Source organism: Nitratireductor sp. L15S-10 (genome assembly GCF_045011005.1).
Classification (GTDB): Bacteria; Pseudomonadota; Alphaproteobacteria; order Rhizobiales; family Rhizobiaceae; genus Nitratireductor.
Genome location: NZ_CP120674.1, coordinates 3,328,519 through 3,354,380, shown reverse-complemented (window position 1 = coordinate 3,354,380; position 25,862 = coordinate 3,328,519). Strand labels below are relative to the sequence as shown.

General features: G+C 61.9%; 20 protein-coding genes. 10 read left to right on the top strand and 10 right to left on the bottom strand.

The annotated features are described in order from the left end of the window. The first annotated feature begins 36 nt into the window (after positions 1–36). The 3 genes from P2W41_RS16055 to P2W41_RS16045 are packed head-to-tail and all read left to right on the top strand — an operon-like array spanning position 37 to position 2,866. The gene (locus P2W41_RS16055; RefSeq protein ID WP_292899167.1) at positions 37–1,212 is read left to right on the top strand and encodes a glycosyltransferase family 4 protein; all 1,176 of its coding nucleotides are present in this window, start codon (positions 37–39) and stop codon (positions 1,210–1,212) included. After that, positions 1,209–1,991 (top strand): WecB/TagA/CpsF family glycosyltransferase, encoded by a 783-nt coding sequence (locus tag P2W41_RS16050; RefSeq protein ID WP_292899169.1) that lies wholly within the window; start codon positions 1,209–1,211, stop codon positions 1,989–1,991. Before P2W41_RS16055 ends, P2W41_RS16050 begins: the two co-directional genes overlap by 4 nt. Before the next feature lie 2 nt (positions 1,992–1,993). Then, on the top strand, positions 1,994–2,866 hold the full coding sequence (locus P2W41_RS16045) for a DUF6492 family protein (protein ID WP_404933741.1): 873 nt from the start codon (positions 1,994–1,996) through the stop codon (positions 2,864–2,866). 6 nt (positions 2,867–2,872) lie between these two features. On the opposite strand, the gene P2W41_RS16040 is transcribed toward P2W41_RS16045, so the two are convergent. Continuing rightward, on the bottom strand, positions 2,873–4,111 hold the full coding sequence (locus P2W41_RS16040) for a lipopolysaccharide biosynthesis protein (protein ID WP_404935004.1): 1,239 nt from the start codon (positions 4,109–4,111) through the stop codon (positions 2,873–2,875). A 234-nt stretch (positions 4,112–4,345) separates the two neighbouring features. On the opposite strand from P2W41_RS16040, the gene P2W41_RS16035 reads away from it, so the two are divergent. The 3 genes from P2W41_RS16035 (at position 4,346) to P2W41_RS16025 (ending at position 9,051) form a co-directional block, all read left to right on the top strand. Beyond that, positions 4,346–6,970, top strand: coding sequence for a GumC family protein (locus tag P2W41_RS16035; protein WP_404933740.1), 2,625 nt, complete (start codon positions 4,346–4,348; stop codon positions 6,968–6,970). A gap of 150 nt (positions 6,971–7,120) precedes the next feature. Further along, positions 7,121–8,017, top strand: a complete 897-nt coding sequence (gene folD, locus P2W41_RS16030) for a bifunctional methylenetetrahydrofolate dehydrogenase/methenyltetrahydrofolate cyclohydrolase FolD (protein ID WP_404933739.1) — start codon at positions 7,121–7,123, stop codon at positions 8,015–8,017. Positions 8,018–8,088: 71 nt separating this feature from the next. After that, the gene (locus P2W41_RS16025; RefSeq protein WP_404935003.1) at positions 8,089–9,051 is read left to right on the top strand and encodes a GlxA family transcriptional regulator; all 963 of its coding nucleotides are present in this window, start codon (positions 8,089–8,091) and stop codon (positions 9,049–9,051) included. On the opposite strand, the gene P2W41_RS16020 is transcribed toward P2W41_RS16025, so the two are convergent. The 4 genes from P2W41_RS16020 to zwf are packed head-to-tail and all read right to left on the bottom strand — an operon-like array spanning position 9,045 to position 14,448. After that, on the bottom strand, positions 9,045–10,358 hold the full coding sequence (locus tag P2W41_RS16020) for a DUF2254 domain-containing protein (protein ID WP_404933738.1): 1,314 nt from the start codon (positions 10,356–10,358) through the stop codon (positions 9,045–9,047). The genes P2W41_RS16025 and P2W41_RS16020 overlap by 7 nt on opposite strands. 51 nt (positions 10,359–10,409) lie before the next feature. After that, complete coding sequence (gene edd, locus P2W41_RS16015) at positions 10,410–12,224, bottom strand: phosphogluconate dehydratase (RefSeq protein ID WP_404933737.1); 1,815 nt, start codon at positions 12,222–12,224, stop codon at positions 10,410–10,412. A gap of 35 nt (positions 12,225–12,259) precedes the next feature. After that, positions 12,260–12,973 (bottom strand): 6-phosphogluconolactonase, encoded by a 714-nt coding sequence (gene pgl, locus P2W41_RS16010; RefSeq protein ID WP_404933736.1) that lies wholly within the window; start codon positions 12,971–12,973, stop codon positions 12,260–12,262. Positions 12,974–12,975: 2 nt separating this feature from the next. Continuing rightward, positions 12,976–14,448, bottom strand: a complete 1,473-nt coding sequence (zwf, locus tag P2W41_RS16005; RefSeq protein WP_292899182.1) for a glucose-6-phosphate dehydrogenase — start codon at positions 14,446–14,448, stop codon at positions 12,976–12,978. Between the two features lie 211 nt (positions 14,449–14,659). Here zwf and P2W41_RS16000 point away from each other — a divergent pair, with 211 nt between their 5' ends. The 3 genes from P2W41_RS16000 to P2W41_RS15990 all read left to right on the top strand — a co-directional run bounded on the left by P2W41_RS16000 (position 14,660) and on the right by P2W41_RS15990 (position 18,802). Then, on the top strand, positions 14,660–16,135 hold the full coding sequence (locus P2W41_RS16000) for an aldehyde dehydrogenase family protein (RefSeq protein WP_404933735.1): 1,476 nt from the start codon (positions 14,660–14,662) through the stop codon (positions 16,133–16,135). Positions 16,136–16,155: 20 nt separating this feature from the next. After that, positions 16,156–16,905 carry an SDR family oxidoreductase gene (locus P2W41_RS15995; RefSeq protein WP_292899186.1) on the top strand — a complete coding sequence of 250 codons (750 nt, stop codon included), beginning with the start codon at positions 16,156–16,158 and terminating at the stop codon, positions 16,903–16,905. Positions 16,906–17,032: 127 nt separating this feature from the next. After that, a complete protein-coding gene (locus P2W41_RS15990) occupies positions 17,033–18,802 on the top strand; it encodes an SLC13 family permease (protein WP_404933734.1) in 1,770 nt (589 codons plus the stop codon). A 168-nt stretch (positions 18,803–18,970) separates the two neighbouring features. On the opposite strand, the gene P2W41_RS15985 is transcribed toward P2W41_RS15990, so the two are convergent. The 5 genes from P2W41_RS15985 to aceA form a co-directional block, all read right to left on the bottom strand. Then, entirely contained in the window at positions 18,971–20,257 is a 1,287-nt protein-coding gene (locus P2W41_RS15985) for an NAD(P)/FAD-dependent oxidoreductase (RefSeq protein ID WP_404933733.1), read from the bottom strand. 8 nt (positions 20,258–20,265) lie between these two features. Further along, positions 20,266–21,699: a glutamine synthetase family protein gene (locus P2W41_RS15980; RefSeq protein WP_292899192.1), complete on the bottom strand. Its 1,434-nt coding sequence runs from the start codon at positions 21,697–21,699 to the stop codon at positions 20,266–20,268. A 71-nt stretch (positions 21,700–21,770) separates the two neighbouring features. After that, on the bottom strand, positions 21,771–22,229 hold the full coding sequence (locus P2W41_RS15975) for a response regulator (RefSeq protein WP_404933732.1): 459 nt from the start codon (positions 22,227–22,229) through the stop codon (positions 21,771–21,773). 285 nt (positions 22,230–22,514) lie between these two features. Next, complete coding sequence (locus P2W41_RS15970; RefSeq protein ID WP_292899196.1) at positions 22,515–22,760, bottom strand: hypothetical protein; 246 nt, start codon at positions 22,758–22,760, stop codon at positions 22,515–22,517. Between the two features lie 36 nt (positions 22,761–22,796). After that, positions 22,797–24,086, bottom strand: a complete 1,290-nt coding sequence (gene aceA, locus P2W41_RS15965; RefSeq protein WP_292899198.1) for an isocitrate lyase — start codon at positions 24,084–24,086, stop codon at positions 22,797–22,799. Between the two features lie 327 nt (positions 24,087–24,413). Between aceA and P2W41_RS15960 the strand changes: the two genes are divergently transcribed. Further along, the gene (locus P2W41_RS15960) at positions 24,414–25,859 is read left to right on the top strand and encodes a short-chain fatty acyl-CoA regulator family protein (RefSeq protein WP_404933731.1); all 1,446 of its coding nucleotides are present in this window, start codon (positions 24,414–24,416) and stop codon (positions 25,857–25,859) included. The last annotated feature ends 3 nt before the right edge of the window (positions 25,860–25,862 follow it).

Genomic DNA, 25,862 nt, shown 5'->3' with positions numbered 1-25,862 from the left:
GCTCTTTGAAAAAAACGTCCCAAACAGGAATAGTGCATGCATCTGGTCTTTGCGACATCCATCGTTCCCGACGGGACACCGAAAAGTGGATATGAGATTGCCAACGCGGCCATTCTCGATGCACTCGCGCGCGCAGGTTGCCGGATGTCGGTGATGGGATTTGCCTGGAAGGGACGTGCGGGGCAGACCACGACCGAAGAGACATCGGTGCTTGGAGAACTGGACCCGCGCACGGAAGCGGCCAGTGGAATGACCAAGCTCGGCTGGCTCATCAAAGCGATGATGAAAGGCATGACATTTTCATCCGCCAAGATGCTGCTCGTCTCACCCGGAGAGGTCCGCGCAGCATTGGACAAGCTTGGGCCGGTCGATGGCGTGATCTTCAACTCCGTACAGTTTGCCGGAGCGTTTCGCCAGGTCTTTGGCGATTTGCCGTCCATTTATGTGGCGCACAATGTGGAGCATCTCTCCGCACAGCAAAGTGCGGCCGCCGCGCGGGGCTTCGTTGGAGGCTTCATGTTTCGCCGTGAGGCACGCCTTCTCAAAACGCTGGAAGCGGAATTGTGCGCACAGGCGCGTTTCGTCTATACGCTGTCGGAAGAGGACCGCCAGCTTCTGGGAGTGGCCGACGAGAATCGCTCGGCAGTGCTGCCGCTGGTGGCCCATGAGCCGGCGGCTTTTTCCGCGGGTCCACGCCAGACGAGCTATGATGCTGCCTTGATCGGCACCTGGAGCTGGGCGCCGAACCGGATCGGTCTCGACTGGTTCCTGGAAGAGGTGGTGCCGCATCTTCCCGAGAGCTTTCGCATCGCCGTCGCGGGCGATGCACCGGCAGAGCTCGCGCAGAGACACCAGCGGGTGACGTTTGTCGGGCGTGTCCCCGACGCGGTGGAATTCGTACGCAGCGGCAAGGTGGTGCCTTTGATCAGCCGCGCCGGCACGGGGGTCCAGCTCAAGACCATCGAGACGTTCGAGCTCGGCCTGCCAAGCGTGGCGACGCAGAGTGCGCTGCGGGGTATCTCCCATAAACCTCAGAACTGCATTGTGGCCGATGATCCCCGCACCTTCGCGGAAGCGCTGGTGCGCGCGGTAGGCGACCCGGTCGATCTTGACGGGGGAAGATTTCATGACGCACAGCGCAAGGCACTGGACACGGCCATTCTTCGTGGGCTTGATGAAGCTGGCTTCAACCGGCGGGATGCAGCCGCATGAATGTGGCGACGACGAAAACCGTGCACGCAACCCATTCGCGGCGCGATATACTGGGTACGGAAGTGGCAGTCATCGGCCGTGAAGGCGCGATGGCTTTGCTGTCGGAAAAGATCGCGACCCGTCAATTTATGCCCGTCACCTTTCTCAACGCACACAATGCGAATGTGACCATCGCGGATGCGGGCTTTCGTGCGATCCTGCCGAGGTTTCTCGTGCTGGCGGATGGCATCGGTGTCGATCTGGCCTCGAGAATTCTTTTCGGTGAGCCGTTCCCCGACAATCTTAACGGCACCGATTTCGTTCCTGCGTTTTTCCGCAGTCACAAGGACAGGCTCAAGATCGCCCTGCTCGGTGCGCGACGTGAAAACGCGCTCGCGGCTGTCGGGAAACTGGCTGAACAGGCGCCACAGCACGATTTCGTCTTCCTGCATGATGGCTACTTCAACGCCCAGCAGGAAGAGGCCATTCTTGCCCAACTCGAAGAGATGCGCCCGGACGTGCTGCTTGTGGCCATGGGCGTGCCGCGCCAGGAGTTGTGGATCGCCGGTCATATCCGGCCAGAACACTGCACGGTGCCGATTGCCGTCGGTGCATTGTTCGATTTTCTGAGCGGAGCCGTGCCGCGCGCGCCGCTCTGGATGCGGCGACTGAGGCTGGAATGGCTCTTTCGTCTCGGGCTGGAGCCGCGCCGTCTGTGGCGCCGCTACGTGGTGGGCAACCCCATCTTTCTTCTAAGGGTCTTCCGACAGAAGTTCCGGAGCAAGCGGGGCGGAGCATAACCATGGCCGGTGGGCGCAGCGCGGCGATCGTGACGCCAAGTTATGCAGGCGACTTCGATCGTTGTCGGCTTCTCTGCGAATCGATGGATCGGTTTGTTACCGGATATGACCGCCACTATCTGCTTGTGGCGGGACACGATGTCAGGCGTTTTCGAGCGTTGGAATCGGAACGGCGGGTGGTGGTGGACGAGCGCGATCTCCTGCCTCCCTGGCTTCACGCGGTGCGCGACCCCACGGTGCTCTTCAAGCGTCATATATGGCTGAGCACACGGCTGGCGCCCCTTCGTGGCTGGCACGTGCAGCAATTGCGGCGGATCGCCTTTGCCGAAAAAGCGGAACAAGAGGTGCTGGTTTACTGCGATTCCGATGTCGTGTTCCTCAAACCTTTCGATTGCAGCACGTTCTGGCAGGGTGAACAGGTGCGGCTTTACCGTCGCGACGGCGGGATGAACGCGCTGGTCGATCTTGGCCATCGCCAATGGTCGGCAAATGCGGGGCAGGCGCTCGGTTTGCCTGCGGGTCAAAAGACAGAGCACGACTACATCACAACGCTGATCTCGTGGCGACGTGACAGTGTTGTGAGCATGCTGCGCCATATCGAAACCCTGCATGGCAAGCCCTGGATCCGTGCGGTGGCTGCGGATCGGCGCTTCTCCGAATGCATTCTCTACGGTCGCTATGTAGACGAGGTGCTTGCAGGCAGCGGGCATTTTCACGACGACCGCGCGCTGTGTCATGTGCTCTGGTTCGGGCGTGAACTCGACACTGGTGGCCTGGAGGATCTTGTCGCCGAGATGAAGTCCTATCAGGTAGCGATCGGCATTCAGTCTTTCATCGAGACCGATCTCGAGCCACTGCGCCGGATGATCGGCTGAAGCCAATCAGACACGCTTGGCCGGCCTTGCCAGTGCGCGATAGGTCAGCACCATCGACAACAGATAGAGAACGGCAAAAACCGCGTTCAGCGACAGGATGATGTCGCCGGTTTCGGAGAACGACTTCAGCACCATCGAGAGCAGGGCGGCCTTGGCAGCTGCCAACACGCCGAGATTGACCGCGCGAAGGAAAGTCTGTCCGCGGGCGAAAAGAAGATCGGCCTGATATTCGGTCAGGTTTCGCAGGCCCGGAACCGCGAGCGCCAGGATGACAAGAGGCGCGGCCTCAGCCACATTGTTGCCGAGCAGGGTCGGGTAGAATGCGAGGATCGTCGCCATCGTCGCGAGGGCAAGGACCGATACCGCGAAGACGCCACCCTCTATGCCCAGACGCAACCTCCAGCTCCTCAGCATCTCCGGGGACCGCATCATGCGCTGCACGAGCAGCATGGAGAAGGAGCGGACCGGGATTGCAGTGAGATCGACCAGTCGCATGATGATCGCATAAATGCCCGCAAGCGTTGGGTTGCCCAGCGCCAGAACGAGGAGCTTGTCGAGTTCCATCTGAAGATAGAAAAGCACCTCCGCTCCGGCGACATAAAGCGCGTCGGGAAGTCGGCGCAGATAGAGCGCGGTTTGCAGCCGCAGACGTTGCCGGGGGCAGTAGAACAGCAAGGCAAAGACGAGTGCGGCGCCGTTGGCGGCCAGATAGAACACGGTCCAGCTCAACAGGTCGTGGCTTGCATGAAATGTGAACAGAAAGGCGGCAAGCGCGCGAATGGCGATGCTGACAATGAGGATCGTTGCGGCGCGGCCGAAGCGGTTGAGACCATTGTTGACGACGATCACGGTCTCCGTCAGTCGCCAGGCGACGGCCTCGGAGACGATGACCAGTGCGAAGGGAAGTACCCGCAGGTCGCCGGCGAAGAACACCAGATACAGTGCCGTGCTGGCGAGCCCGATGAGCGGCAGCGATGCAAGCGCCAGCACAAGGAAACCTGCGGCGTAGGTTCCCAGAAGCCGAGGCTTCACGGTGGCGATGCGATAAAGCGTGGCGGTGAAGCCCAGTGCAAGGATCCGCCCCACCATCACACCGGCAGCGGATGCCGTGGCGAAGAGGCCGAAATCGGCAATCGTCAGACTGTTTGCCAGAATGACAAAATAGGCGAGAGAAAAGACCAACCGCCCCGCCGACCCGCTGATCGCCGCAAGATAGTCGCGCAGAACCTGTCGCTGGCTGGATATGATGTTACGGAATGAAATGAGAGGACCCCGGATCGCCTGGTTTCGACATGCGGTTTTCGGCGACACTATCCAACAAAACTTAATGCGCTATTCCGTGGTTTCCCACGCCGGCAAAAAACCTGTTTCGAAATGCTTACCGTTAACTCTTTGTTACCCGTGCCTCTTTAGCTTGGGTTAACATAATCGCGGGCTTATGCGCCCGCTCCCCGTTCATGAGCGAGAGCTGCGCGTACAATGTTCGACGCCGACAATCCAAGCAAGAAAAGGCCTCGGAGCGGTGGGCAGGTGCGTTCGCTGCTGTCGATACAGGCTCCGGAGGATGAGCCGGTGGAACCGAAGCGGCAGAAGCAGATTTCGGCGCGCAGGGATCGCGGCGGCGGATCGCTCCTCTCTCGCTCACAGGAGCCGCATGATGCTCAGGAGACACGGCGGGAAAGAGCAGCTTCAGCGGACGCGTATCTGCGCCGGGCTGAAGCACACAGACACGCCACGGACCCTGAGGCGCGCGCGGAAGTAAAACGGCAGCCTGAGGCGCGTACTGAAGCAGCGCAGCCGCGAAAGCCATCCCTGCGCAAGCGGCTGCTCGACCGGTTTTTCCCACTGCCTGAGGTGGAGCCTTCTCCGCCAGAGCGCCCACGGGCCGAGAGCAGGCGCCATCCGCTGTCAGGACCGGCGACACGAAGCTTCACGCCCGGGAATGAGGAGCCTCTCCGCGCGCAGGAGCACCGCCGGCGGGCACCCCGAGCGCATCGCCGTCCATCAGATGAACAGGTGTGGCGGCCATTGATCGATCCCGTGCAGGTGATCGGCGGGATCCTGCGCGCCAAATGGCTGATCCTCCTGACCACGATCATCGGCGCGGTGATTGGTGTGATGATCGCCCTTTCAACGCCGAAAATGTACTATGCGGCCACGCAGCTTCTGCTCGACCCGCGCGATCTGCAGATCGTTGAGCGCGAACTCACGCGCGGAGGTCTACCCTCCGATGCAACACTGGCGCTCATCGAAAACCAGGTCGCAGTCATTACCTCCGGCAATGTTCTTTCCAGGGTGGTGGATGAGCTCGACCTGGCTGATGATCCGGAATTCAACGGCGCGGGCAGTGGCAGTGTTCTGAGCCTGTTGTTGAGCCCGCGCGCGCTGATCTCGGCACTGATCAACGGCAACGATGATGATGGAGGGTCGGCGCGGCATACGATTGCAGTCGAAAATCTCTTCGAGGCTCTTGATGTTGGCCGCAACGCAAAAACATTCATCATCACCATCGGCGCGACCACAAAGGACGCCGAAAAATCTGCGTTGATCGCATCGACCACGCGGGATGTTTTCCTCTCCACCTATGGCGAATTGCAGTCGGCTACGGCAGGCCGCGCCAACCGCGATATTACCGATCAGCTCCAGTCATTGCGCAGGGAAGTCGAACAAGCCGAGCGCGAAGTCGCAGAATTCAAGGCCAAGAACGACATAGTTGATGCGCAGGGGCGTCTGATCACCGATGAAGAGATCCTGCGTCTCAACGAGCAACTCTCGGCCGCGCGGGCGCGTACATCCGAGTTGAATGCGCGTGCCGCGGCTGCCCGGTCGCTGGATGTGGAGACGGTGCTCGGCGGCGCTCTGCCGGAGCAGGTGGCCTCGCCGGTGATGACGGAACTGCTTGCCCAGTACGCGAGCCTGAAGCAACAGGCGGGTCGGCTGGCGGTGCGGTTCGGTCCCCGCCATCCCGACCGGCAGGCCGTCGACGCGGAACTGGCCGGCGCACGCGATGAGATCGCACGCGAGCTGCGCCGTGTGGTGGCCTCCAATCAGGTGGAATTGCAGCGTGCGGTCCAGCTCGAACAGGATCTCTCCGGTCAGTTGGCGCGGCTCAAGGTGCAGAAGGGAAACCTGGAATCAGAGCGGGTGACGCTTCGCGAACTCGAACGCGAGGCGAATGCCAAGCGATCAGTTTACGAAGCCCTGCTGTTGAGAGCGCGTGAGACCGGCCAGCAGGAGCGCCTGAACACGGCGAATGTGAGCGTGATTTCGCAGGCCGTTCCGCCGCTCGACCCGACCGGTCCCTCCCGTTCCTCGATCGCGATGGCAGGCATGATCCTGGGTTTCATGTTCGGCGTCGGGCTTGGCGCGATGGGAGGCGCAATTCGCAGCCTGCGTGAGAACATGGCTGAGAGGCAGGCATATGATCATGGCGGCTGGAGCGGCAACCAGGATGTCGACGAAGGCGATCCTGAGCCTGACCCCAATCCGCCGGGAGGTGGCACACGCCGGCGCGATATTGAGGAACGCAGCCGTCAAAACACCGCCTCACAGGAAAATCCGCAGGATTGGCGCCCGCGTTCGAACGAACGCTATGCGAAGGCGCAGGCGAGCCATGATTGGGAGGACGACGAGGCGTTCGTTGACGCGTTCGATACCGATGACGGCGAGAAACTCGTCGAGCGGATGAAGGACCGGTCGCGGAAGCGTGCTCAGCCCGAGCCCGAGCCCGAGCCCGAGCCCCAGTCCGAGCCAGCGTCGAAAGTTCAGACCGTGGCCGCATCTGCTTTCCATCCCGCATGGCCGGCAGCGCAGATGGCCATGCACCCCGGCATGATGGTCCCCGGGCCGATGCCGATGATGCAGCCGATGCAGCAGATGCCGCAGGTGGTGGGAATGCCGATGATGCAGCCCTATCCGATGTGGCATCAGGCTCCTGTTCCGTTTCATCCCGGCTTCGGGCTCATGCCTCAGCAAGCGCCGGAACGGGTCAACGACGAGGATGAAGGCAGTGAGCGCTTCGATGAAATCCACGACCGTCTCAAGGCTGTACGCCGCGAAGTGGATGCGCTGACAGCACGGCGGTCAAACAGGCATCGTTACTGACCTGAAAACACCGCCTTTCCCAATAACGTCAGGGAACGGCGCTGTGACGGGATTGCGGTTCTGTCTTTTCCCCATTATGCGGGCTCATATGCGTTCCTCGTCGCTTGATGAGGCAAACCGTATCCCTTGAAATCTGCACCGGGGAATGACATGGCCGAAATCATCGACGGAAAAGCCCTCGCAGAAGATGTGGTGGCGAAGGTCAAGACCGAGACCGCCAGGCTCGCTGAGACCGGGGTGAAGCCGGGGCTCGCCGTGGTGATCGTCGGTGAGGATCCGGCCAGCCAGGTCTATGTCGCCTCCAAATCGCGCCGCGCGAAGGAATGCGGGTTTCATTCGGTACAGCATTCGCTGCCGGAAGAGACCAGCGAGGAAGAGCTGGTGGCGCTGGTCGAGGCGCTCAATGCCGATCCTGCGATCCATGGCATTCTGGTGCAGCTCCCCCTGCCGAAGCATATCGATGAGGGTCGCATCATCCAGACCATCGACCCCGATAAGGATGTTGATGGCTTCCATTTCATCAATGTGGGTCGCCTTGGCACGGGCGCGCTCGGCAGCGCCTTTGTGCCCTGCACACCGGCCGGCGCGATGCTGATGCTGGAACGGGTCCGTGGCCGGGATCTTTCCGGGCTGTCGGCGGTGGTGATCGGACGCTCCAACATTGTTGGCAAGCCGATGGCGAACCTGCTTCTGGCCGCCAACGCCACGGTGACGATTGCCCACAGTCGAACGAAGGACCTTCCCGCGCTTGCAAGGACCGCCGACATTCTGGTGGCAGCGGTCGGACGCCCTGAAATGGTCAGGGGGGACTGGGTGAAACCCGGCGCCACGGTGATCGACGTGGGCATCAACCGCATCCCCGCTCCGGACAAGGGCGAGGGGAAGACCCGGCTGGTGGGCGATGTTGCCTTTGCCGAGGCGAAGGAAAATGCCGGCACCATAACGCCGGTGCCCGGTGGCGTCGGTCCGATGACAATCGCCATGCTGATGGCCAACACGCTGACCTCGGCATTTCGCGCTGCGGGGCTTGAGCCTCCTGCTTTCTAGGGTCGGGACCCAAATCTGGATCATCAGCCATGTCTTTCCTGCCGGACCAGCCTGCTTTACAACAAGTGCTCATGGGTGAGGCGCGGCAGGATACCCGGCAGTTTGCCTTTCTGCTGGTGGACAGGTTTTCGATGTTTTCGCTGGCGGCGGCCATCGACACGGTCCGCTCGGCCAATCGTCTCCTGGGACGCGATGTCTATAGCTGGGTCACCGTTTCCGCTGACGGCGAAGCGGTGATGGCCTCCAACGGACTTCCCATCAAGATCGACTATGCGATCGCCGACCTGCCACCGGTCGACATTCTCTTCGTCTGCGTGGGCCTGACGACCGAGTTTCCCGGCAAGAGCACGGTTTTGGCGGGCTTGCGGGCGCTCGGGCGCCGGGGCGCGGCGCTTGGGGCACTGGCAGCCGGCTCCTATCTTCTGGCAGAGGCAGGCCAGCTTGAGGGGCATCGCTGCACGATCCACTGGGAAAACCGGGCTTCCTTCATGGAGCGGTTTCCGGAGATCGAATGCACCGGAAATGTCTACGAGATCGATCGCAAACGCTATACCTGTGCCGGGGTGACGACATCGATCGACCTGATGCTGGAAATCGTTCGCAACGATCTGGGTGTGGAACTGGCCAACGAGGTGGCCAACCAGTTTCAGCACGAGCGCATCCGCTCGCCGGGCGATCGCCAGCGGACCGGACCGGAGCGCGACCTCACCGGCAAGTCGGAAAAGCTGAAGAAGATTGTCGAACTGATGGCCGACAATCTGGACGAGCCTTATTCTGCGGTTCAGCTCGCAAGAGCTGCCAGCCTTTCGGTGCGGCAGGTGGAACGGCTTTTTCTGCGGCATCTGGGCATGACGCCGGGTCGCTATTACATGCGGCTGAGGCTGGAGCGGGCGCGCGAACTTCTGCGCCAGACCAACATGGCGATCCTCGACGTGGCGATTGCCACGGGTTTCACCTCGCACTCCTATTTTGCGCAAAGCTACCGCCAGCAGTTCGGGCGACCGCCCTCCGAAGAGCGGCGCACCACCTATTGAGTGCGTTTGGCGGCTGGATTTGATGATTGTGCCTGGCGCTCGGTGCCTTCGATCAAGCCGGCTGCCAACTTTCGCAGAGCTACAATGTCGGGCTCGTGCGAACCTTCAGAACCGGCGCGGGCCATGAAATCTTCCGCAAGGGCTGCCGCGGGTGTTGCGAAAACGTCCGGAGCGATGCTGGCAAGCGAGGCAAGGCCTCGCAGCAATGCCTGTTGAACATCAGGTGCTGCAGTAGCCGCTTCGTAGGAAATCGGCCGAAAGGCCTCGTCCAGCAAATGCTCCGGGCCGACCGATACAAAGCGAATGCGCGGATAGGGGGGATCCGTCCTTTCCTTCCCTCTCTCCTTCAGCGCCCAGTCGGCCAGAAGGCGGGTCTGCACGGTGAGGACATGGTTGGCGGTGGAGGGATCGTTGACCCCGGGCGAAAGGGCTCGCCGCGCCACATCGGCCAGAACGAGAAAGCCGAAACCGGGATCGGAATCGAACGTGCGCTCCTCACCGATGATGAAATCGCCACGGATGGCTTTCAGCACTGCCTCATCCCCTTCACCGACGACCACGGCAATGACTGCAGCATGGTCGACATAGTCTCCGGGCCGGACACGCACATGGATGACAAGACCCCTGTCTTCCGCCAGATCCTGAAGCGCATGGGGATCGAAATGCTGCACGAAACCGACACCCCCCGCTCGAACCTCATGCCCGACGGGTGAGCCTTCGCCCTCACTGCAGCCATAGAGCCCATCCCGCCCAAGTCGATTGAGAGCCTGGCGGGTGGCATCTTCGAGACGGCTCGTCATTTCCACCACGCGGCCCACGACCGAGATTTCGCGCACCCAGCGGATCAGCGCCCAGACAACGGCGAAGACGACAAGGAGGGTGGCGATGAACAGGATCAGGCGCCCGCCCAGCGTGTAGATGCCGCTCGACAGGCCGATAATGCCGATGATGGAGAAGAGAAAAGCGCCGATGAACACGGAAATCGTGGTGCGCGCGGCGCGGTTGCCCGAGAAAAGGGGGACGGCGCGCGGCGAGCCGGTCTGCGCGGCGCTTGTCAGCAGATTGACCAGCGTGGACAGCGCAAACACGGCCACCGTGAGCATGCTCGACGCGACGATGCCGAGAATGTTGCGCAGGGCATCGGCCGAAACGGTGATCGGGATCGCGCTTTCTTCAAGGCCATCAGGGAAGAAACCGGCGGAAAGATAGGCGAGTGCAACCACGATCAATGCCGTCACGCAAAAAAGTGCCGGCAGGAACCACAGGGCCCGCGAAAATCGTCTGAATAGAAACCAGTATCCGTTCACCGCCCCCTCCGATCAAAGAGAAAATGCACGGCCATAGCGGTTGGTTCCAGATCAGAAAACCGCGGCCCCCTGATCGGCGCGCCCTGCAAGCTGGCGGAAGCCGGCGAAAAGCTCGCGCCCCATGCCGAACCCGTTGGCCGAAAGGTCCGGGTTGGCACTTTCGCGCGCGGCGAGTTCGTCCGCGTCGATAAGCACTTCGATTGTGCCTTTCTCGGCGTCAAGGCGCATCGGATCGCCGTCACGCAGCTTGCCGATCATGCCGCCGTCGAGCGCTTCGGGCGTCACGTGGATGGCTGCCGGTACCTTGCCGGAGGCGCCGGACATGCGCCCGTCAGTCACAAGCGCGATGCGCCGGCCACGATCCTGCAACACGCCAAGGGCCGGTGTGAGCTTGTGGAGCTCGGGCATGCCATTGGCCTTGGGTCCCTGGAAGCGGATCACGGCGATGAAGTCCCGGTCGAGCTTGCCGGCCTTGAACGCCTCCTGCATCTCGTCCTGCGAATGGAAGATGATGGCCGGCGCCTCGATCAGGCGATGCTCGGGCTTGACGGCGGAAATCTTGATGATGGATTTGCCCAGATTACCCGACAGGACACGAATGCCACCGGTCTGCTGGAAAGGTTTGGCCGCAGTGGTGAGCACCTTTTCGTTGCCGCTGGTGGCGGGTGCGGGCAGGCGCGCGACAGTGCCATCATCGGCAAGCTTCGCTTCGACCGTGTAGGGTCGCAGCCCTTCGCCCCAGATGGTGCGCACATCTTCATGCAGATAGCCGTCGTCGAGCAGCTCGCGGATCAGGAAGCCCATGCCGCCGGCGGCGTTGAAATGGTTCACGTCGGCCAGCCCATTGGGATAGACGCGCGCAAGAAGCGGCACGTGGTCGGAGATTTCGGCGATGTCGTCCCAGGTGAGCCTGATGCCGGCTGCCGCCGCCATGGCGACCAGATGCATGGTGTGGTTGGTGGAGCCGCCGGTGGCATTGAGCCCCACCACGCCATTGACGATGGAGCGCTCGTCGATCATGCGGCCAACGGGGGTGAATTCGTTTCCGAGCGCGGTGATGGCAAGCGCGCGTTTGGCCGCTTCCTTCGTCAGGGCGTCGCGCAGGGGCGTGTTGGGGTTGATGAAGGAGGAGCCGGGCGTGTGCAGGCCCATGATCTCCATCAGCATCTGGTTGGAATTGGCGGTGCCGTAGAAGGTGCAGGTGCCGGGACCGTGATAGGATTTGGATTCCGCTTCGAGCAGCGCCGCGCGGTCCACCTTGCCTTCCGCATAGAGCTGGCGGATGCGGGCCTTTTCGTCATTGGGCAGGCCGGATGTCATTGGCCCGGCAGGGATGAAAACGGCGGGCAGATGGCCGAAGGTGAGGGCGGCAATCACAAGACCTGGCACGATCTTGTCGCAGACGCCGAGATAGACGGCGGCATCGAACATGTTGTGAGACAGGCCGACGGCGGCAGCCATGGCGATGACATCGCGCGAAAAGAGCGAGAGCTCCATGCCGGGCTGACCCTGCGTGACGCCGTCGCACATGGCGGGCACGCCGCCAGCCACCTGCGCCACACCGCCGGCGGCCCGCGCGGCTTCCTTGATCATGTTGGGATAGGGCTCGAAAGGCTGATGGGCCGAGAGCATGTCGTTATAGGCGGTGATGATGCCGAGATTGGGGACCCGGTCGCCGGAAAGCGCCGCCTTGTCGGTCGGGCCGCAGGCCGCGAACCCATGGGCGAGGTTTCCGCAGGAGAGAACGGAGCGATGAACTGCCTGTTCGCTCGCCTGGTCCAGACGCTCCAGATAGGCTTCGCGGCTGGCGCGCGAACGCTCGCGGATGCGGGCTGTGACGGCTTCGATTTCGGGTCTGGCGGTCATGGCGTTGCGTCCTGTTCTTGAAGTGGTTCCGCGCCTCAGCTCTGGCTGGCGGGCGCCCAGAAAATCCGGGCAGGGTGTTTTGCAGCAGCGAGCACCGCGCTGATGGGTGAAGCCGGGCCGGGTTGCATTGCGAGCGCTCCTTCAAGCGTCTCGCGCTTGTCGTCACCCTCGATATGGAGAGCAACGAAACGCGCACCGGCAATGCGATTCATGGAGAGGGTCAGGCGCGGCTCCCCGGCACTTTCGGAGGAGACGGGGAGCACATCCGCCCCTTCCGCCGGTTTGAGCAGTGTCTCAATGGTGGTGGCATCAGGGAAGAATGACGCAGTGTGCCGGTCATTGCCCATGCCGAGCACCACGACATCAAGCGGTGCCGGAATTTCCCCGATCGCGCCTGCCGCTTTCTCTGCCGCCGCGGCAATGCTCTCTGCCTCATGGTAGAGGCCAATAAAGGCGGCGCGAGCGGCCTTGTTCTGCAAAAGATGCTGGGCGACCAGCCGGGCATTGGAACGCGGCGAATCCGCTGGAACGAAGCGTTCGTCCACGAGGGTGACTGTGACCTTGTCCCACGGTATGTCGTGCCGCGACAGATGATCGAAGAAGAGGGCCGGTGTGCGGCCGCCGGAGACGGCGATCGTAGCGTGACCCCGCTCCCTGACGGCGGCGGAAAGCTTTTCGGCCACGTTTGCCGAAAGATCTTCCGCCAGCGCTTCGGGCGAGGCGAATTCATGCCATTTGCAGTCCACCATGGTCAGGTGCTCTCATGCCAGGTGCGGCCATCGCGCTCGATCAGCGCAATGGAGGAGGACGGTCCCCATGTGCCTGCCGTGTATCCCTGCGCGGGCTGCTCGTTGTCTTCCCATGCGGCGATGATCGGGTCGATCCAGCGCCATGCCGCTTCCACCTCGTCGCGGCGCATGAACAGGGTCTGGTTGCCACGGATCACATCCATGATGAGCCGCTCATAGGCATCCGGATTCCGCACGCTGAAGGATTCGGCAAAGCTCATGTCGAGTGGCACATGGCGCAGGCGCATGCCGCCGGGACCGGGATCCTTGATCATGATCCACTGCTTTACGCCCTCATCGGGTTGCAACCGGATCACAAGCTGGTTGGCAAAGACCTTGCCGGCGCCATCCTCGAAGATGGAGTGCGGAATTGGCTTGAACTCGATGACGATTTCCGAAACGCGGGTGGCGAGCCGCTTGCCGGTGCGCAGATAGAAAGGCACGCCCGCCCAGCGCCAGTTCTCGATCTCGGCCTTGATGGCGACGAAGGTTTCGGTGTTGCTCTCACCGCTCTCAAGCTCTTCCGTATAGCCTTTTACCGCGCCGCCATTCGAAGCCCCGGCGCGATACTGTCCTCGCACGGTCGCCTTTTCCGCGCTTGCGGTGGTGATGGGCTTCAGCGCCCGCAGCACTTTCAGCTTTTCGTCGCGCACCGTATCGGCGTCCATCGAGGCGGGGGCTTCCATGGCGACGAGGCAGAGAAGCTGGAGGATGTGGTTCTGCACCATGTCGCGCAGCGCGCCGGCCTTGTCGTAATAGCCCGCGCGGCCTTCGAGGCCGACGGATTCGGCCACCGTGATCTGCACATGGTCGATATGGGCGGAGTTCCAGAGCGGTTCGTAGAGCGCATTCGCAAAGCGCAGCGCCATCAGGTTCTGCACCGTCTCCTTGCCGAGATAATGGTCGATGCGGAAGACGTTCTGCTCGTCGAAGACGCGGGCGATGGCGTCGTTCAGTTCGTGCGCGGAGGCGAGCGAGCGGCCGATCGGCTTTTCAACGATCACGCGAGCCGTGTCTGTCGACAGGCCATGCTTGTCCACCTGTCCGACAATGTCGTCAAAAAGGCTTGGCGCGACAGCCATGTAGAAGGCGCGCACGCTCTTGCTGTCACCGACTTCGGTTTTGAGGTCGGCAAAGCCTTCTCCCGATTTCGCATCCGCCGGCACATAGGAAAGCCGAGCCAGAAAATGCTTGAGCTCCTTCGGCTCGATATCGTCCTTGGCGACATGCTCGCGGATCGCCTTTTCGGCAAAGGTGCGAAACTCTTCATCGGAGAGTCTGGTGCGCGAGGAACCGATGATGCGGGTCGGATCGGTGAACTGTCCCGCCCGCTGGCGCTGATAGAGCGCCGGCAGCAGCTTGCGTTCGGAGAGGTCGCCCGTGGCGCCGAACACCACGAGATCGAAAGGCTCGACCGGAATTGTCTGGCTGGTCATGGTTTCTCCGTCTGCGTCCGAACAGGTTGCCGTTGCTATAGTCTAATCGATTTAAGAAAGCCAGATGGGATTCCGTCGCACGCGCGTATCGAGGTTGAGCCAAGCCTGCATAACCATTTGTGCCTTGACATGTCTTCGCATGGCGGGTTTCCCATGGTTCCCTTCGCGAGCATAGGCTTGCACATAGACATTACAAACCGGAGCGGCAGGGATGGGAACCCATTTTTCGCGCAGCGTGGCTGAGGGCCGCGCTTTCATGCAGTTCATCGACGGGCGCTCCGTCGATTCGCTCTCGGGCGAACGGATTGACGTTCGCTGCCCGTCCGACGGCAAGGTTTTCGCATCCATTCCCGCATCGAATGAGGCGGATGTCGATCTTGCGGTGAAAGCGGCCCGCAAGGCCTTTGACGAGGGGCCATGGAGCCGCATGCCGGCGGTGGAGCGCGGGCGCTGCCTGACACGGCTTTTCCATCTGGTTGAGAAGCACGGCGAGGAACTGGCAGCACTCGAATCGCGCGACACCGGCAAGCCGATCCGCCAGGGCAAGGCCGATGTGACGGCCACCATGCGCTATTACGAGTTTTACGGCGGCGCGGCCGACAAGGTTCATGGCGACACGATCCCTTTTCTCGACGGCTACACGGCGCTGACCCTGCGCGAGCCGCATGGCGTGGTGGTGGGCATCACGCCGTGGAACTACCCGATGCAGATTCTCGCCCGCGTTGTGGGCGCGGCCCTTGCCATGGGCAATACGCTGGTGGTGAAGCCCGCCGAGGATGCCTCGCTGACCACGATCCGCATTGCCGAGCTGGCGCATGAGGCGGGCATTCCCGAAGGCGTGTTCAACGTCATCACCGGCTACGGCCGCAGCGCTGGTGCCGCCCTTTCCGCGCATCCGCTGGTGGACTATGTGACCTTCACCGGCTCGCCGATGACCGGTACGGCAATCCAGCAGGCAGCCGCCGTGAACAATCGCGGCGTGACCATGGAACTCGGCGGCAAATCTCCGCAGATCGTGTTCGCGGATGCAGATATCGAGGCGGCGCTTCCGGTGCTCGTCAACGCCATTATCCAGAATGGCGGGCAGACCTGCTCGGCCGGCAGTCGCGTGCTGATCGAAAAGCCGGTCTATGAGAAGGTTGCTTCGGCACTGGCCGAGCGCTTCTCAAAGCTGGTCGCCGGCCCGCATGATGCTGATCTCGACATCGGCCCGCTGGTTAACCCGGCGCAGCGCGACAAGGTTTCCGGTTTCATCGCGGCAGCAAAGGAAGCCGGCATCCCGCTTCTGGCAGAGGGCACGGTGCATCCCGACGCTCCTGAAGGCGGCTATTATCAGGCGCCGGCGCTTTTCGGTGCGGTCGACCCCAGGGCGGCACTCGCACAGGAAGAGGTGTTCGGCCCGGTTCTTTCGCTCTTCCCGTTCGAGGACGAGGCGGAAGCGATCCGCCTTGCCAACGACACGGAATTCGGCCTCGTGGCCGGCGTATGGACCCGCGACGGCGCGCGCCAGCACCGCGTGGCCAAGCGCGTGCGCGCCGGGCAGGTCTTCGTCAATGGCTATGGCGCGGGCGGTGGCATCGAGCTGCCCTTTGGCGGGTTCAAGAAATCCGGCCATGGACGCGAGAAGGGTTTTGAAGCCCTGTTCGACATGTCCGCCACAAAGACAATCGTTTTCAACCACGGCTAACACTGACAGGAAATTTTGAAATGGCTCGACTTGAAGGCAAGGTCGCCGTCATCACCGGCGCGGCGTCCGGTTTTGGCGCTGGAATGGCAAAGCGTTTCGCCGAAGAAGGCGCGAAGGTCATCGTTGCCGATCTGAACGCGAAGGGCGCTGAGAAAATCGCCAGCGAGATTGGCGACGCTGCGCTGCCGGTTACCGCCGATGTTTCCATGAAGGCCGATGTGGACGCGATGGTGGATGCCGCCATGCAGGCCCATGGCCGACTCGACATCATGGTCAACAATGCGGGCTACACCCATCGCAATGGCCCCATGCTCGAGGTCGACGAGGAAACCTTCGATCTCATCACCGCTGTCAACATGAAGGCGATCTATCACGCCGCACAGGCCGTGGTGCCGATCATGGACAGGCAGGGCGGCGGCTCGATCATCACCACCGCTTCGACGGCGGGGCTGCGCCCGCGTCCGGGTCTCACCTGGTACAATGCCTCGAAGGGCTGGGCAATCACCGCGACCAAGTCGATGGCCGTGGAGCTCGCTCCGCAGAACATCCGTGTGAACTGCCTTTGCCCGGTTGCGGGCGAAACCGGGATGCTCGATCAGTTCATGGGTGAAGACACGCCGGAAAAGCGTGCGCAGTTCCGTGCATCCATTCCGCTTGGCCGGCTTTCCACACCGCTCGACATCGCCAATGCTGCACTATGGCTTGCTTCCGATGAAGCGGAATTCATCACCGGTGTTGCGCTGGAAGTGGATGGCGGGCGCTGCATCTGAACATGCGGGCCTGAAAAGGGATTCCGCAAACTGGGGAACCAGATCTCTCATTCGGAATTCCTTATTGTCGGTTCATTCAACGGGGCGCGATTGAGATGTTCAGCGTCCGCAGGCAGGGGGCACATGCATGACCTATGAGCAGATTTTTCTTTTCAGTCTGCTGGGTGTCGTCTTTGCATTCCTTGTCTGGGGTCGCATTCGCTATGATCTGGTTGCCTTCGCGGCGCTGATCATTGCGGTTGTGGCGGGTGTTGTGGATGCGCATGACGCATTCATAGGCTTCGGTCACGAGGCGGTGGTGATCATCGCGCTGGTGCTGATCGTCTCGCGCGCGATGATGAACGCGGGCGCCGTGGAGCTGATCGCCCGCTTCGTGCTGTCATCAGGGCGTTCCCTTTCGACGCATATCGGCTTCATGTCGGTCATCGGCGCGGGGCTTTCGGCCGTCATCAACAATGTGGCCGCGCTGGTCATGCTGATGACGCTCGACATAGAGGCGGCGAAAAAGGCAAAGCGCCCGGTTTCGCAATCGCTCATGCCACTTTCATTTGCGACGATCCTCGGCGGCATGATCACGCTGATCGGCACACCGCCCAACATCGTCATTGCGGAGTTTCGCGGGCGGGCGCTGGGCGAATCCTTTTCCATGTTCGATTTTTCGCCAGTGGGGCTGGTTTGCGCCATAGTCGGGATTGCGTTCGTGACAACGGTCGGGTGGCGGCTGATTCCTGATACGGGGCAGGCTGCCGTTGGAGAAGACGGTGCGGCAGGGCTTTTCGTCGCCGAAGCGGGGGTCAAGGAAAAGTCGAACTTTATCGGCAAGGCGGTCAGCGAACTTTATCCGCTTGCCGACGAGCATGATGTGACGGTTCTGGGTCTGGTGCGGCGCGGCAAGCGTCTGCCGGGATTCGCTGCGGGCGAGGAATTGCGCAAAAGCGATCACGTCATTCTCGAAGGCGATCCGAAATCCATAGAAGCCTTCATCGGCGCTGCCGGCCTCGATGCGCCGGGTTCTGAAGAACATGGTGGAATTCGCGGCAAGTCTCTGGTGCTGGTGGAAGCCATCGTTCCCGACAACGCCCATATGGTGGGGCGCACCGCGAACGATCTGCGGCTGCTTTATCGCCGTGGCGTGACGCTGCTGGGTGTCTCGCGTCAGGGGCGTCGGTTTCGCGAACGAGTGCGCAAGCTCGTCATCAAGCCGGGCGACGTGGTGCTTCTTCTGGGGCCTGAAAGCCGGGTCAATGACGCAGCCGACTGGCTGGGTGTGCTTCCGCTGGCTGAAAAGAGCCACACGGTAATCCAGCGCGGCAAGGCGCTGTTTGCCGTGGGCGTTTTTGCGGCGGCGGTGGCGACTTCGGTCATGGGCTTCGTGCCGCTTGCCGTGGCGCTTGCCGGTGCCGTTGCCATCTATGCGCTGTTCAATGTGGTCGGCGCGCGCGAAGTCTATGAATCGGTGGAATGGCCGGTGATCGTGCTTCTGGCATCGCTCATTCCGCTTGGGCTGGCGCTCGAGGATTCCGGCGGTACCAAGCTGATTGCCGATTCCATTCTTTCGCTGACTGGCGCACTGCCCGCCTGGGCGATCCTTGCGATCCTGATGATCGTGACGATGACGCTTTCGGATTTTTTGAACAATGTGGCGACGGCGCTGATTGCTGCTCCCGTGGGGCTTTCCATCGCGCAGGGGCTGGACGTTTCGCCGGACCCGTTTCTGATGGGGGTCGCCGTGGCCGCGTCCTGCGCGTTCCTCACGCCCATCGGACACAAGAACAACACGATCATCATGGGGCCGGGCGGCTATCGCTTCGGTGACTACTGGCGCATGGGCCTGCCGCTGGAAGTGCTGATCATTGCGGTGTCGGTACCGGCGATCCTGTTCTTCTGGCCGTTGTAGCGCGGTGAGCAGCGGTGTCCGTTGTGCGTGGTTCGACAAGCTCACCATGAGGGAGGGTAGAGACCTGCTGATAGCATCGCGCAGCACGTCATTCTTGCAAGCGCCCACATCCCTCATGGTGAGCTTGTCGAACCACGCACAGCATCAATGCAACGGGGAGCGTTGAGCCTAAAGCCGATCGCGCAGGGCGTACCAGTTGAGGGCCAGGAACATCAGGATCGGGCGCAGGCGCCGTCCGCCGGGGAAGGCCGGTATCCTGAGGTCCTCGAAGAGGCGCAGCCGGTCGCGGTTTCCGCACACGGTTTCGGCATAGAGCCTGCCGACGAAGTTCGAGAGCATGACGCCATGGCCCGAATAACCGCCAGCGGAGATCACGTTGGGCATGACCTCGCGCACATAGGGTTTTCTGGGCATGGTGATGCCCACATAACCACCCCATGCATGGGTGAGCTCCACATCGCTCAGGGCCGGATAAAGCTCTGCGATCTGGCGGCGGATGTGCTGGTGGATCGCCTTGTCTTCACCGGGAGCATAGATCTCGCGCCCACCGAAGAGCAGCCGGCCATCGGAAGATCGCCGGAAATAGCGCACCACAAAACGGGAATCGTCCACCGCCTCGCCTCCCGGCAGGACCGGGCTGTCATCGCCGAGCGGGGGTGTCGCACCGATGAAGGAGCCGATGGGCATGACATGCGCCGCGCTTTTCGGTTCCAGGTCGCCGCCATAGGCGTTGGTGGCGATCAGGCATTTCTCCGCAGTGATCGTGCCGCTGGGAGTCTCGATGCGAACACCGCCTGCATCTGAGGAAATCCGCGTGGCTGGTGTTTTCTCGAAGAGCTGTGCGCCAGCCTCTGCCGCCACGCGCGCTGTGCCGACCACCAGTTTGAGTGGGTGGATGTGGCCTGTGCCGGTGTCGCGGGTTCCGCCGAAATAGCGTGTGGAGCCAAGGCGTCGGGCGGTCTCGGCCTCGTCCATATAGGTGATGTGCGGATAGCCGAAGCGGTCGCGCATGATATCTGCGTGCCGACGGTATTCCTCAAGATAGCGCTTCTTGTGAACCACCGACAGCTGGCCGGGCCGATAGTCGATCTCAATGGCGTTGGCAGAAGCGAAGTCGAGCAGATGCGCCTTGGCCTCTTCGGCGAGATCAAACAGGGCTTTTGCGCGGGTCAAGCCGAGTTCTGCTTCCAGCTCCTCGGCCCAGGCGCGCTGGCCGGTGCCGAGCTGTCCGCCATTGCGGCCTGATGCGCCGTCACCGAAACGGTGCGCCTCGATCAGAGCAACATTGACGCCCGCCTTGGCGAGATGCGCCGCAGCCGAAAGGCCGGTGAAGCCGCCACCGATGATGGCAACATCGACGCGGAGGTCGCCATCAAGTGCCGGATATTCGGGACGCACGCCAACGGTCGCTTCATACCACGAGAGGCCGGGCGATATGGGCGACTGGTAGGCCATCGGTTCGCCTAAACGTTGAGCAGCAGGTATTCGCGCTCCCACGGGCTGATGACCTTCATGAAGGTCTCGAACTCGGCCCGCTTGATCGCCGCGAAGGTGGAGACGAAGGGCGCACCGAGCATCTCCCTCAGGCTTTCGTCATCCTCAAACAGGGCAACGGCTTCCAGAAGGCCGCGTGGTAGTTCGATCTCGTCCTGATTAACTGCGGTGCCGGCGGGGGCATCGGGCTTGTTCTTTTCCAGAATGCCGACAAGGCCGCAGGCAAGCGAAGCCGCCAGTGCCAGATAGGGGTTGGCGTCCGAGGAGGGGATACGGTTTTCCACGCGCCTGGCGGCGGGGTCCGAGCGCGGCACGCGGAAGGCGGTGGTGCGGTTGTCATAACCCCAGCGCGTGTTGACCGGAACCGCGGTGCCCTGGGTGAGGCGACGATAGGAGTTGACATAGGGCGCGAGCATGATGAGCGCGTTGGGGATATGTCTTTGCAACCCGCCGATGAAATGGCGGAACGTGTCCGTCTCTTCGCCCTTTTCGTCGGAAAAGACATTCTGGCCGGTATCGAGCGACACCACCGACTGGTGGATGTGCATGGCAGAACCCGGCTGGTTCTGGATCGGCTTTGCCATAAAGGTGGCGTAGGTATCGTGTTTCAACGCCGCCTCACGAATGGTGCGCTTGAACATGAAGACCTGATCGGCAAGCTCTATCGGGTCGCCATGGCGCAGATTGATCTCGAGCTGGCCGGCACCTTCCTCATGGATCAGCGTATCGATCTCCAGACCCTGACCCTCGGAGAAGTGATAGATGTCGTCGATCAGCTCGTCGAATTCGTTGACGCCGGCGATCGAATAGCCCTGACCGCCACCGATGGGCCGGCCGGAGCGCCCGACCGGAGGCGTGAGCGGATAGTCGGGATCAGGGTTCTTGTCGACCAGGTAGAACTCGATTTCGGGGGCGACGATGGGCTTCAGGCCGTGCCTGGCATACTCGGCCACCACGCGTTTCAACACATTGCGCGGGCTGAAGGCAACATCGCGCCCGTCCTGGTGCACGAGGTCGCAGATGACCTGCGCGGTGGGGTCGGTTTCCCATGGCACACAGGAGAGGGTGGAAAGATCCGGTACGAGTTTCAGGTCGCCGTCATCTTCTGGATAGACAAAGTCACCGCTGTTTTCCGGGTATTCGCCGGATATCGTGGTCATGAAGACTGCCGAAGGCAGCGCAAGCGACGTATTGGATGTGAATTTCTTGGACGGCATCATCTTGCCGCGGGCAACGCCGGCCTGATCGGGGGTGATGCACTCGATGTCCTCGATGCCGCGCGATTCCAGCCAGGCCGTGGCCTGCTTCCAGTCCTTCACACCGCGAAGGTTCTTCAGAAATGCGGGCGCGCGTACGGATTCACCTCGACCGGCGCGGCGGGCTAGCTTCTTCCTGTCAGGCATCAATCACCAGGGATTATTGTTTGGATGCCGGAGTATAGACTTGGGTCTGAAGGAAAGGGAAGGGCCCAGTCTCACGGTTGAACAGCGGTCAACAGGCGCTGAATGACTGGTTGCAGCGCCTCTTGTGTCACCGGTCGGACAACCTGCGCATCTACATGATCAGCCCGCGGAGACGCGTCGAGGCGGGACGGGATGATGGTGATGACAAGAGGAAGCCGGCGCGGCGAGACGCTCCTGTGCCGTTGCAGATGCAGGAACAGCGTGTCCGTCATCTGCAGCTGCGCATCAATGTCGACGATCACGAGACCCGGACGGGAAAGCGGCGATGCTGCTGACAAAATGCGGCGCGCTTCCACCGGCTCCATTGCCTGAACCTTCAGATAGGCGCGCTGGGCAATCCGCGAAAGAACGATCCGATTGACTGGAGAAGCAGCGACCACCAGAGCCTGCGTCGGGTCGGCAACACAGGTCCCTGCCGCTGCGCCTTCCGTGTCGGCTGAGAGCCGGTCGATTGCCTCTTTCTCTGCCATTAGACGTTCGCCCGTCAAGTGGAATGCGGAATTCAATGCCCGGTTGAGTAGTGGGGGAGATAATTATTACTGTAGTTGCTAAGTCAAGTTAAAAATACGTCAGGATTAACATGTTCTTGTTTCGTCGTTTGGAACCGCACGACCATCGGTTAAGCAGCGAAATCCATATCAAAATTGAAGCATTATATTGTTTGATCATGGCGGGCGGACATCGTCCGTCAGAATAAAAAGCGCCCGCGCAGGAGACCTTGCGCGGGCGCTCGACTGGAGGTCGTCAGGCCGGTGTCAGGAGCCGGCCAGACGATTGGTGACGATGACCGGCACCAAAAGGTCGCCCCAGTTTCCCTCCCCGCCATGATGGCGTGCTGAGCGGACCAGTTCCACGGACACACCGGAATCGACCGCTTTCATGACCGACTGGTTGAGCCTGTGCAGATCGTTCGCCACCATGCGGATCAAAGCCTGCTGGTCGGATGACATGGCGCTCGCCTGTTCCTCTGCTCGTTCCTTGACGCGGGTGTTCGGTGTCATTTCCGTTCTCCTTTCCCGGCCCTTTCGGCCGTTGGGTTATTCCGCCGCCGGGCGGAATTGGGCAGTTTCGGTGGATTCCTGCATGGCGGTCGTCGAAGACTGGCCGCCGGTGATGGCCATGGACACGGCATCGAAATAGCCGGTGCCCACTTCGCGCTGGTGCTTGGTGGCGGTGTAGCCATTGGCTTCCGCCGCGAACTCTGCTTCCTGCAGCTCCGAGTAGGCCGCCATCTGGCGTTCCTTGTAGCCGCGCGCCAGCTCGAACATGCCGAAGTTGAGCTGGTGGAAGCCCGCCAGCGTGATGAACTGAAACTTGTAGCCCATGGCTCCCAGCTCACGCTGGAACCTTGCAATGGTTGCGTCGTCCAGATTCTTCTTCCAGTTGAAGGATGGCGAGCAATTGTAGGCAAGCAGCTTGCCCGGATAGGCCCTGTGCACGCCCTCGGCAAATTTGCGCGCCTGCTCCAGATCCGGCTTCGAGGTTTCGCACCAGATCAGATCCGTGTGCGGCGCATAGGCGATGGCGCGGGCGATGCAGGCATCGAGCCCGTTCTTCACGCGATAGAAGCCTTCGACCGTGCGGCCGGCCTCGTAATCGACGAAAGGCTGGTCGCGCTCGTCGATGTCGGAGGTCAGAAGCTTTGCCGCCTCGGCATCGGTGCGGGCGATGACCAGGCTCGGCACGCCCATGACGTCGGCTGCCAGCCGCGCGGCATCCAGATTGCGGATGTGCTGGGCCGTCGGGATCAGAACCTTGCCGCCCAGATGGCCGCACTTCTTTTCGGAGGCAAGCTGGTCCTCGAAGTGGACGCCCGCCGCACCTGCCTCGATATAGGCCTTCATCAGTTCGAAGGCGTTGAGCGGACCGCCGAAGCCGGCTTCGGCATCGGCAACGATCGGCGCGAACCATGTGTCGACCGACAGGCCCTTGCCTTCCGCCGTCTCGATCTGGTCGGCGCGCTGAAGTGTGCGGTTGATGCGCTTGGCAAGCTCCGGACCCGCATTGGCGGGGTAAAGCGACTGGTCCGGATACATGGCCGAGGCGGTGTTGGCATCGGCTGCCACCTGCCAGCCGGAGAGGTAGATCGCCTTCAGGCCGGCGCGGACCATTTGCATCGCCTGATTTCCTGAGAGCGCGCCCAGCGCGTTGACGAAGTCCTCTTCGTGGATGAGCTTCCAGAGACGCTTCGCGCCTTCCTCGGCGAGCGTGTGACGGATGGCGACAGAGCCGCGCAGGCGCTGCACATCCTGCGGCGTGTAGGGGCGCTCGATGCCGTCGAAGCGGCCTTCCGCTGCGCCAGGAACAAGGTTGTAAAAATCCGTCATTATTGCCTCCGTACAGGATCTGTTTCGCTGGCGGAGCTTCTTGGCAGGGTGCCTTGGGGCTCCGATTTCGTTACAGGATTTACATTGCGGCGCAGCGAAAGCGGAGAGAAAACCGGATTTTTGCCGAAATTTTCGTGTCAGCATGTCTGGAATTTGACAAAGCGGGCGTGTAAATTTGTAAATTATGTAAGGACGGGGTTGTGCAGAAGTTTTGTAAAGACGTGTAAAGCGGTGTCCGTTCCAGCATGGACCCTCGGGCTTGACACGAGGGTCCATGCCGGAACGGTCGCGTGTCGCCGGGGACGCGGAGAACAACGGGATTCGATCATGGCCAACCAGAAGATATTCGCCGGGCCGCGCATCAGGCGCATTCGCACAGCAAAGGGGTTGACCCAGACGGCCATGGCCGAAGGTCTGGGCATCTCGCCGTCTTATCTGAACCTGATCGAGCGCAACCAGCGGCCGCTCACGGTCTCGCTCATCTTGAAACTCGCATCCGTCTACAAGGTCGATCCCGATGAATTACAGGGCGGGGCGGGTCTGTCGCTGGCCGCGCTGCGCGAGGTGTTCTCCGATCCGCTTCTGGCCGGCGAACTGCCTGGCGAGCAGGAACTGGTGGATGTATCCGAGGCTGCACCCAATGCAGCGGCCGCGCTTGTAAAACTCTACCGCGCCTACCGCGAGCAGGCGGATCGCATGTCGGATCTTTCAGAGATGCTGGCGCGCGAAGGACGCACCACGGCAATCTCTGCGACACGTCTGCCGATTGACGAGGTGCGCGAGACCTTCGAGCGGCACGCAAACCATTTTGCCTCAATAGAAGAAGAGGCCGAGAGCTTTCACAAGTTGATCGCGCCGGCCGACGATCTTTCCGGCGCGATCCGGCGCTGGCTGAAACAGGAGCACGGCATCGTGGTGCGGCTTCTGCCGGTTGCGACCATGCCGAACTGGCGCCGGCGCTACGACCGGCACTCGCAGCGGCTCTTCATCTCTGAACGCCTTTCGCCGGCTGATCAGCTTCGCGAGATTGCCATGGAAGCATGCCTTCTGCGTATGTCGGTCGCGATCGCCGCGGAGATCGAGGGGTTAAAGCTGTCAAGCAATGAAGCAAGGCGTCTGGCGCGCTTCGAGCTCGGTCGCTATGCCGCGCATGCACTGATGATGCCGTATCACGCGTTCCTGTCGGCTGCGGAACGCGCACGCTACGACGTGGATGTGTTGAAATCGCGCTTCGGCGTGTCATTCGAGCAGGCGGCCAACCGGCTTACGACGCTCGCGCGGCCGGGTGCTTCGGGCGTACCCTTCTTCATGCTTGAGGTCGACCATGCGGGCAACCGTTTTCGCAAGGCGGGCGCGCTGGGCTTTCCGCAGGCGCGCTTCGGCGGCGGGTGCCCGAAACTTGCCGTTCATGCAGCATTCGCGCAGCCGGGGCAGGTGCTGGTCGAGGCGGTGGAAATGCCCGATGGCGCCGAATTCCTGACGGTCGCACGCACGCTGGAGGGGCCGCAGGGCGCTTTTGCCGAACGCCCGCGCCGGACGGCGCTTCTGCTGGGGTGCGATCTCGGATTTCGTGAGAGTGTGGTTTATGGCGATGCGCTGCCGGGTGCGCCGGGCAAGGCGGGAAGCGCGCCGACCCATGCGCTCACGCCGGTTGGGCCGGCCTGCCGTCTGTGCGAACGGGCGGGCTGCCTTGCCCGTGCCGAGCCGCCGGTGACAAGGCCGCTCGGGCTCGACGAAATGGTGACGGGTCTGAGCGCCTTCGATTTTCAGTGACGC

Excerpts from the sequence above, each read along its gene's own strand:
- P2W41_RS16055 (WP_292899167.1), top strand. The coding sequence starts at position 37 with ATGCATCTGGTCTTTGCGACATCCATCGTTCCCGACGGGACACCGAAA.
- P2W41_RS16050 (WP_292899169.1), top strand. The coding sequence starts at position 1,209 with ATGAATGTGGCGACGACGAAAACCGTGCACGCAACCCATTCGCGGCGC.
- P2W41_RS16045 (WP_404933741.1), top strand. The coding sequence starts at position 1,994 with ATGGCCGGTGGGCGCAGCGCGGCGATCGTGACGCCAAGTTATGCAGGC.
- P2W41_RS16035 (WP_404933740.1), top strand. The coding sequence starts at position 4,346 with ATGTTCGACGCCGACAATCCAAGCAAGAAAAGGCCTCGGAGCGGTGGG.
- folD (WP_404933739.1), top strand. The coding sequence starts at position 7,121 with ATGGCCGAAATCATCGACGGAAAAGCCCTCGCAGAAGATGTGGTGGCG.
- P2W41_RS16025 (WP_404935003.1), top strand. The coding sequence starts at position 8,089 with ATGGGTGAGGCGCGGCAGGATACCCGGCAGTTTGCCTTTCTGCTGGTG.
- edd (WP_404933737.1), bottom strand. The coding sequence starts at position 12,224 with ATGACCGCCAGACCCGAAATCGAAGCCGTCACAGCCCGCATCCGCGAG.
- pgl (WP_404933736.1), bottom strand. The coding sequence starts at position 12,973 with ATGGTGGACTGCAAATGGCATGAATTCGCCTCGCCCGAAGCGCTGGCG.
- zwf (WP_292899182.1), bottom strand. The coding sequence starts at position 14,448 with ATGACCAGCCAGACAATTCCGGTCGAGCCTTTCGATCTCGTGGTGTTC.
- P2W41_RS16000 (WP_404933735.1), top strand. The coding sequence starts at position 14,660 with ATGGGAACCCATTTTTCGCGCAGCGTGGCTGAGGGCCGCGCTTTCATG.
- P2W41_RS15995 (WP_292899186.1), top strand. The coding sequence starts at position 16,156 with ATGGCTCGACTTGAAGGCAAGGTCGCCGTCATCACCGGCGCGGCGTCC.
- P2W41_RS15990 (WP_404933734.1), top strand. The coding sequence starts at position 17,033 with ATGACCTATGAGCAGATTTTTCTTTTCAGTCTGCTGGGTGTCGTCTTT.
- P2W41_RS15985 (WP_404933733.1), bottom strand. The coding sequence starts at position 20,257 with ATGGCCTACCAGTCGCCCATATCGCCCGGCCTCTCGTGGTATGAAGCG.
- P2W41_RS15980 (WP_292899192.1), bottom strand. The coding sequence starts at position 21,699 with ATGCCTGACAGGAAGAAGCTAGCCCGCCGCGCCGGTCGAGGTGAATCC.
- P2W41_RS15975 (WP_404933732.1), bottom strand. The coding sequence starts at position 22,229 with ATGGCAGAGAAAGAGGCAATCGACCGGCTCTCAGCCGACACGGAAGGC.
- P2W41_RS15970 (WP_292899196.1), bottom strand. The coding sequence starts at position 22,760 with ATGACACCGAACACCCGCGTCAAGGAACGAGCAGAGGAACAGGCGAGC.
- aceA (WP_292899198.1), bottom strand. The coding sequence starts at position 24,086 with ATGACGGATTTTTACAACCTTGTTCCTGGCGCAGCGGAAGGCCGCTTC.
- P2W41_RS15960 (WP_404933731.1), top strand. The coding sequence starts at position 24,414 with ATGGCCAACCAGAAGATATTCGCCGGGCCGCGCATCAGGCGCATTCGC.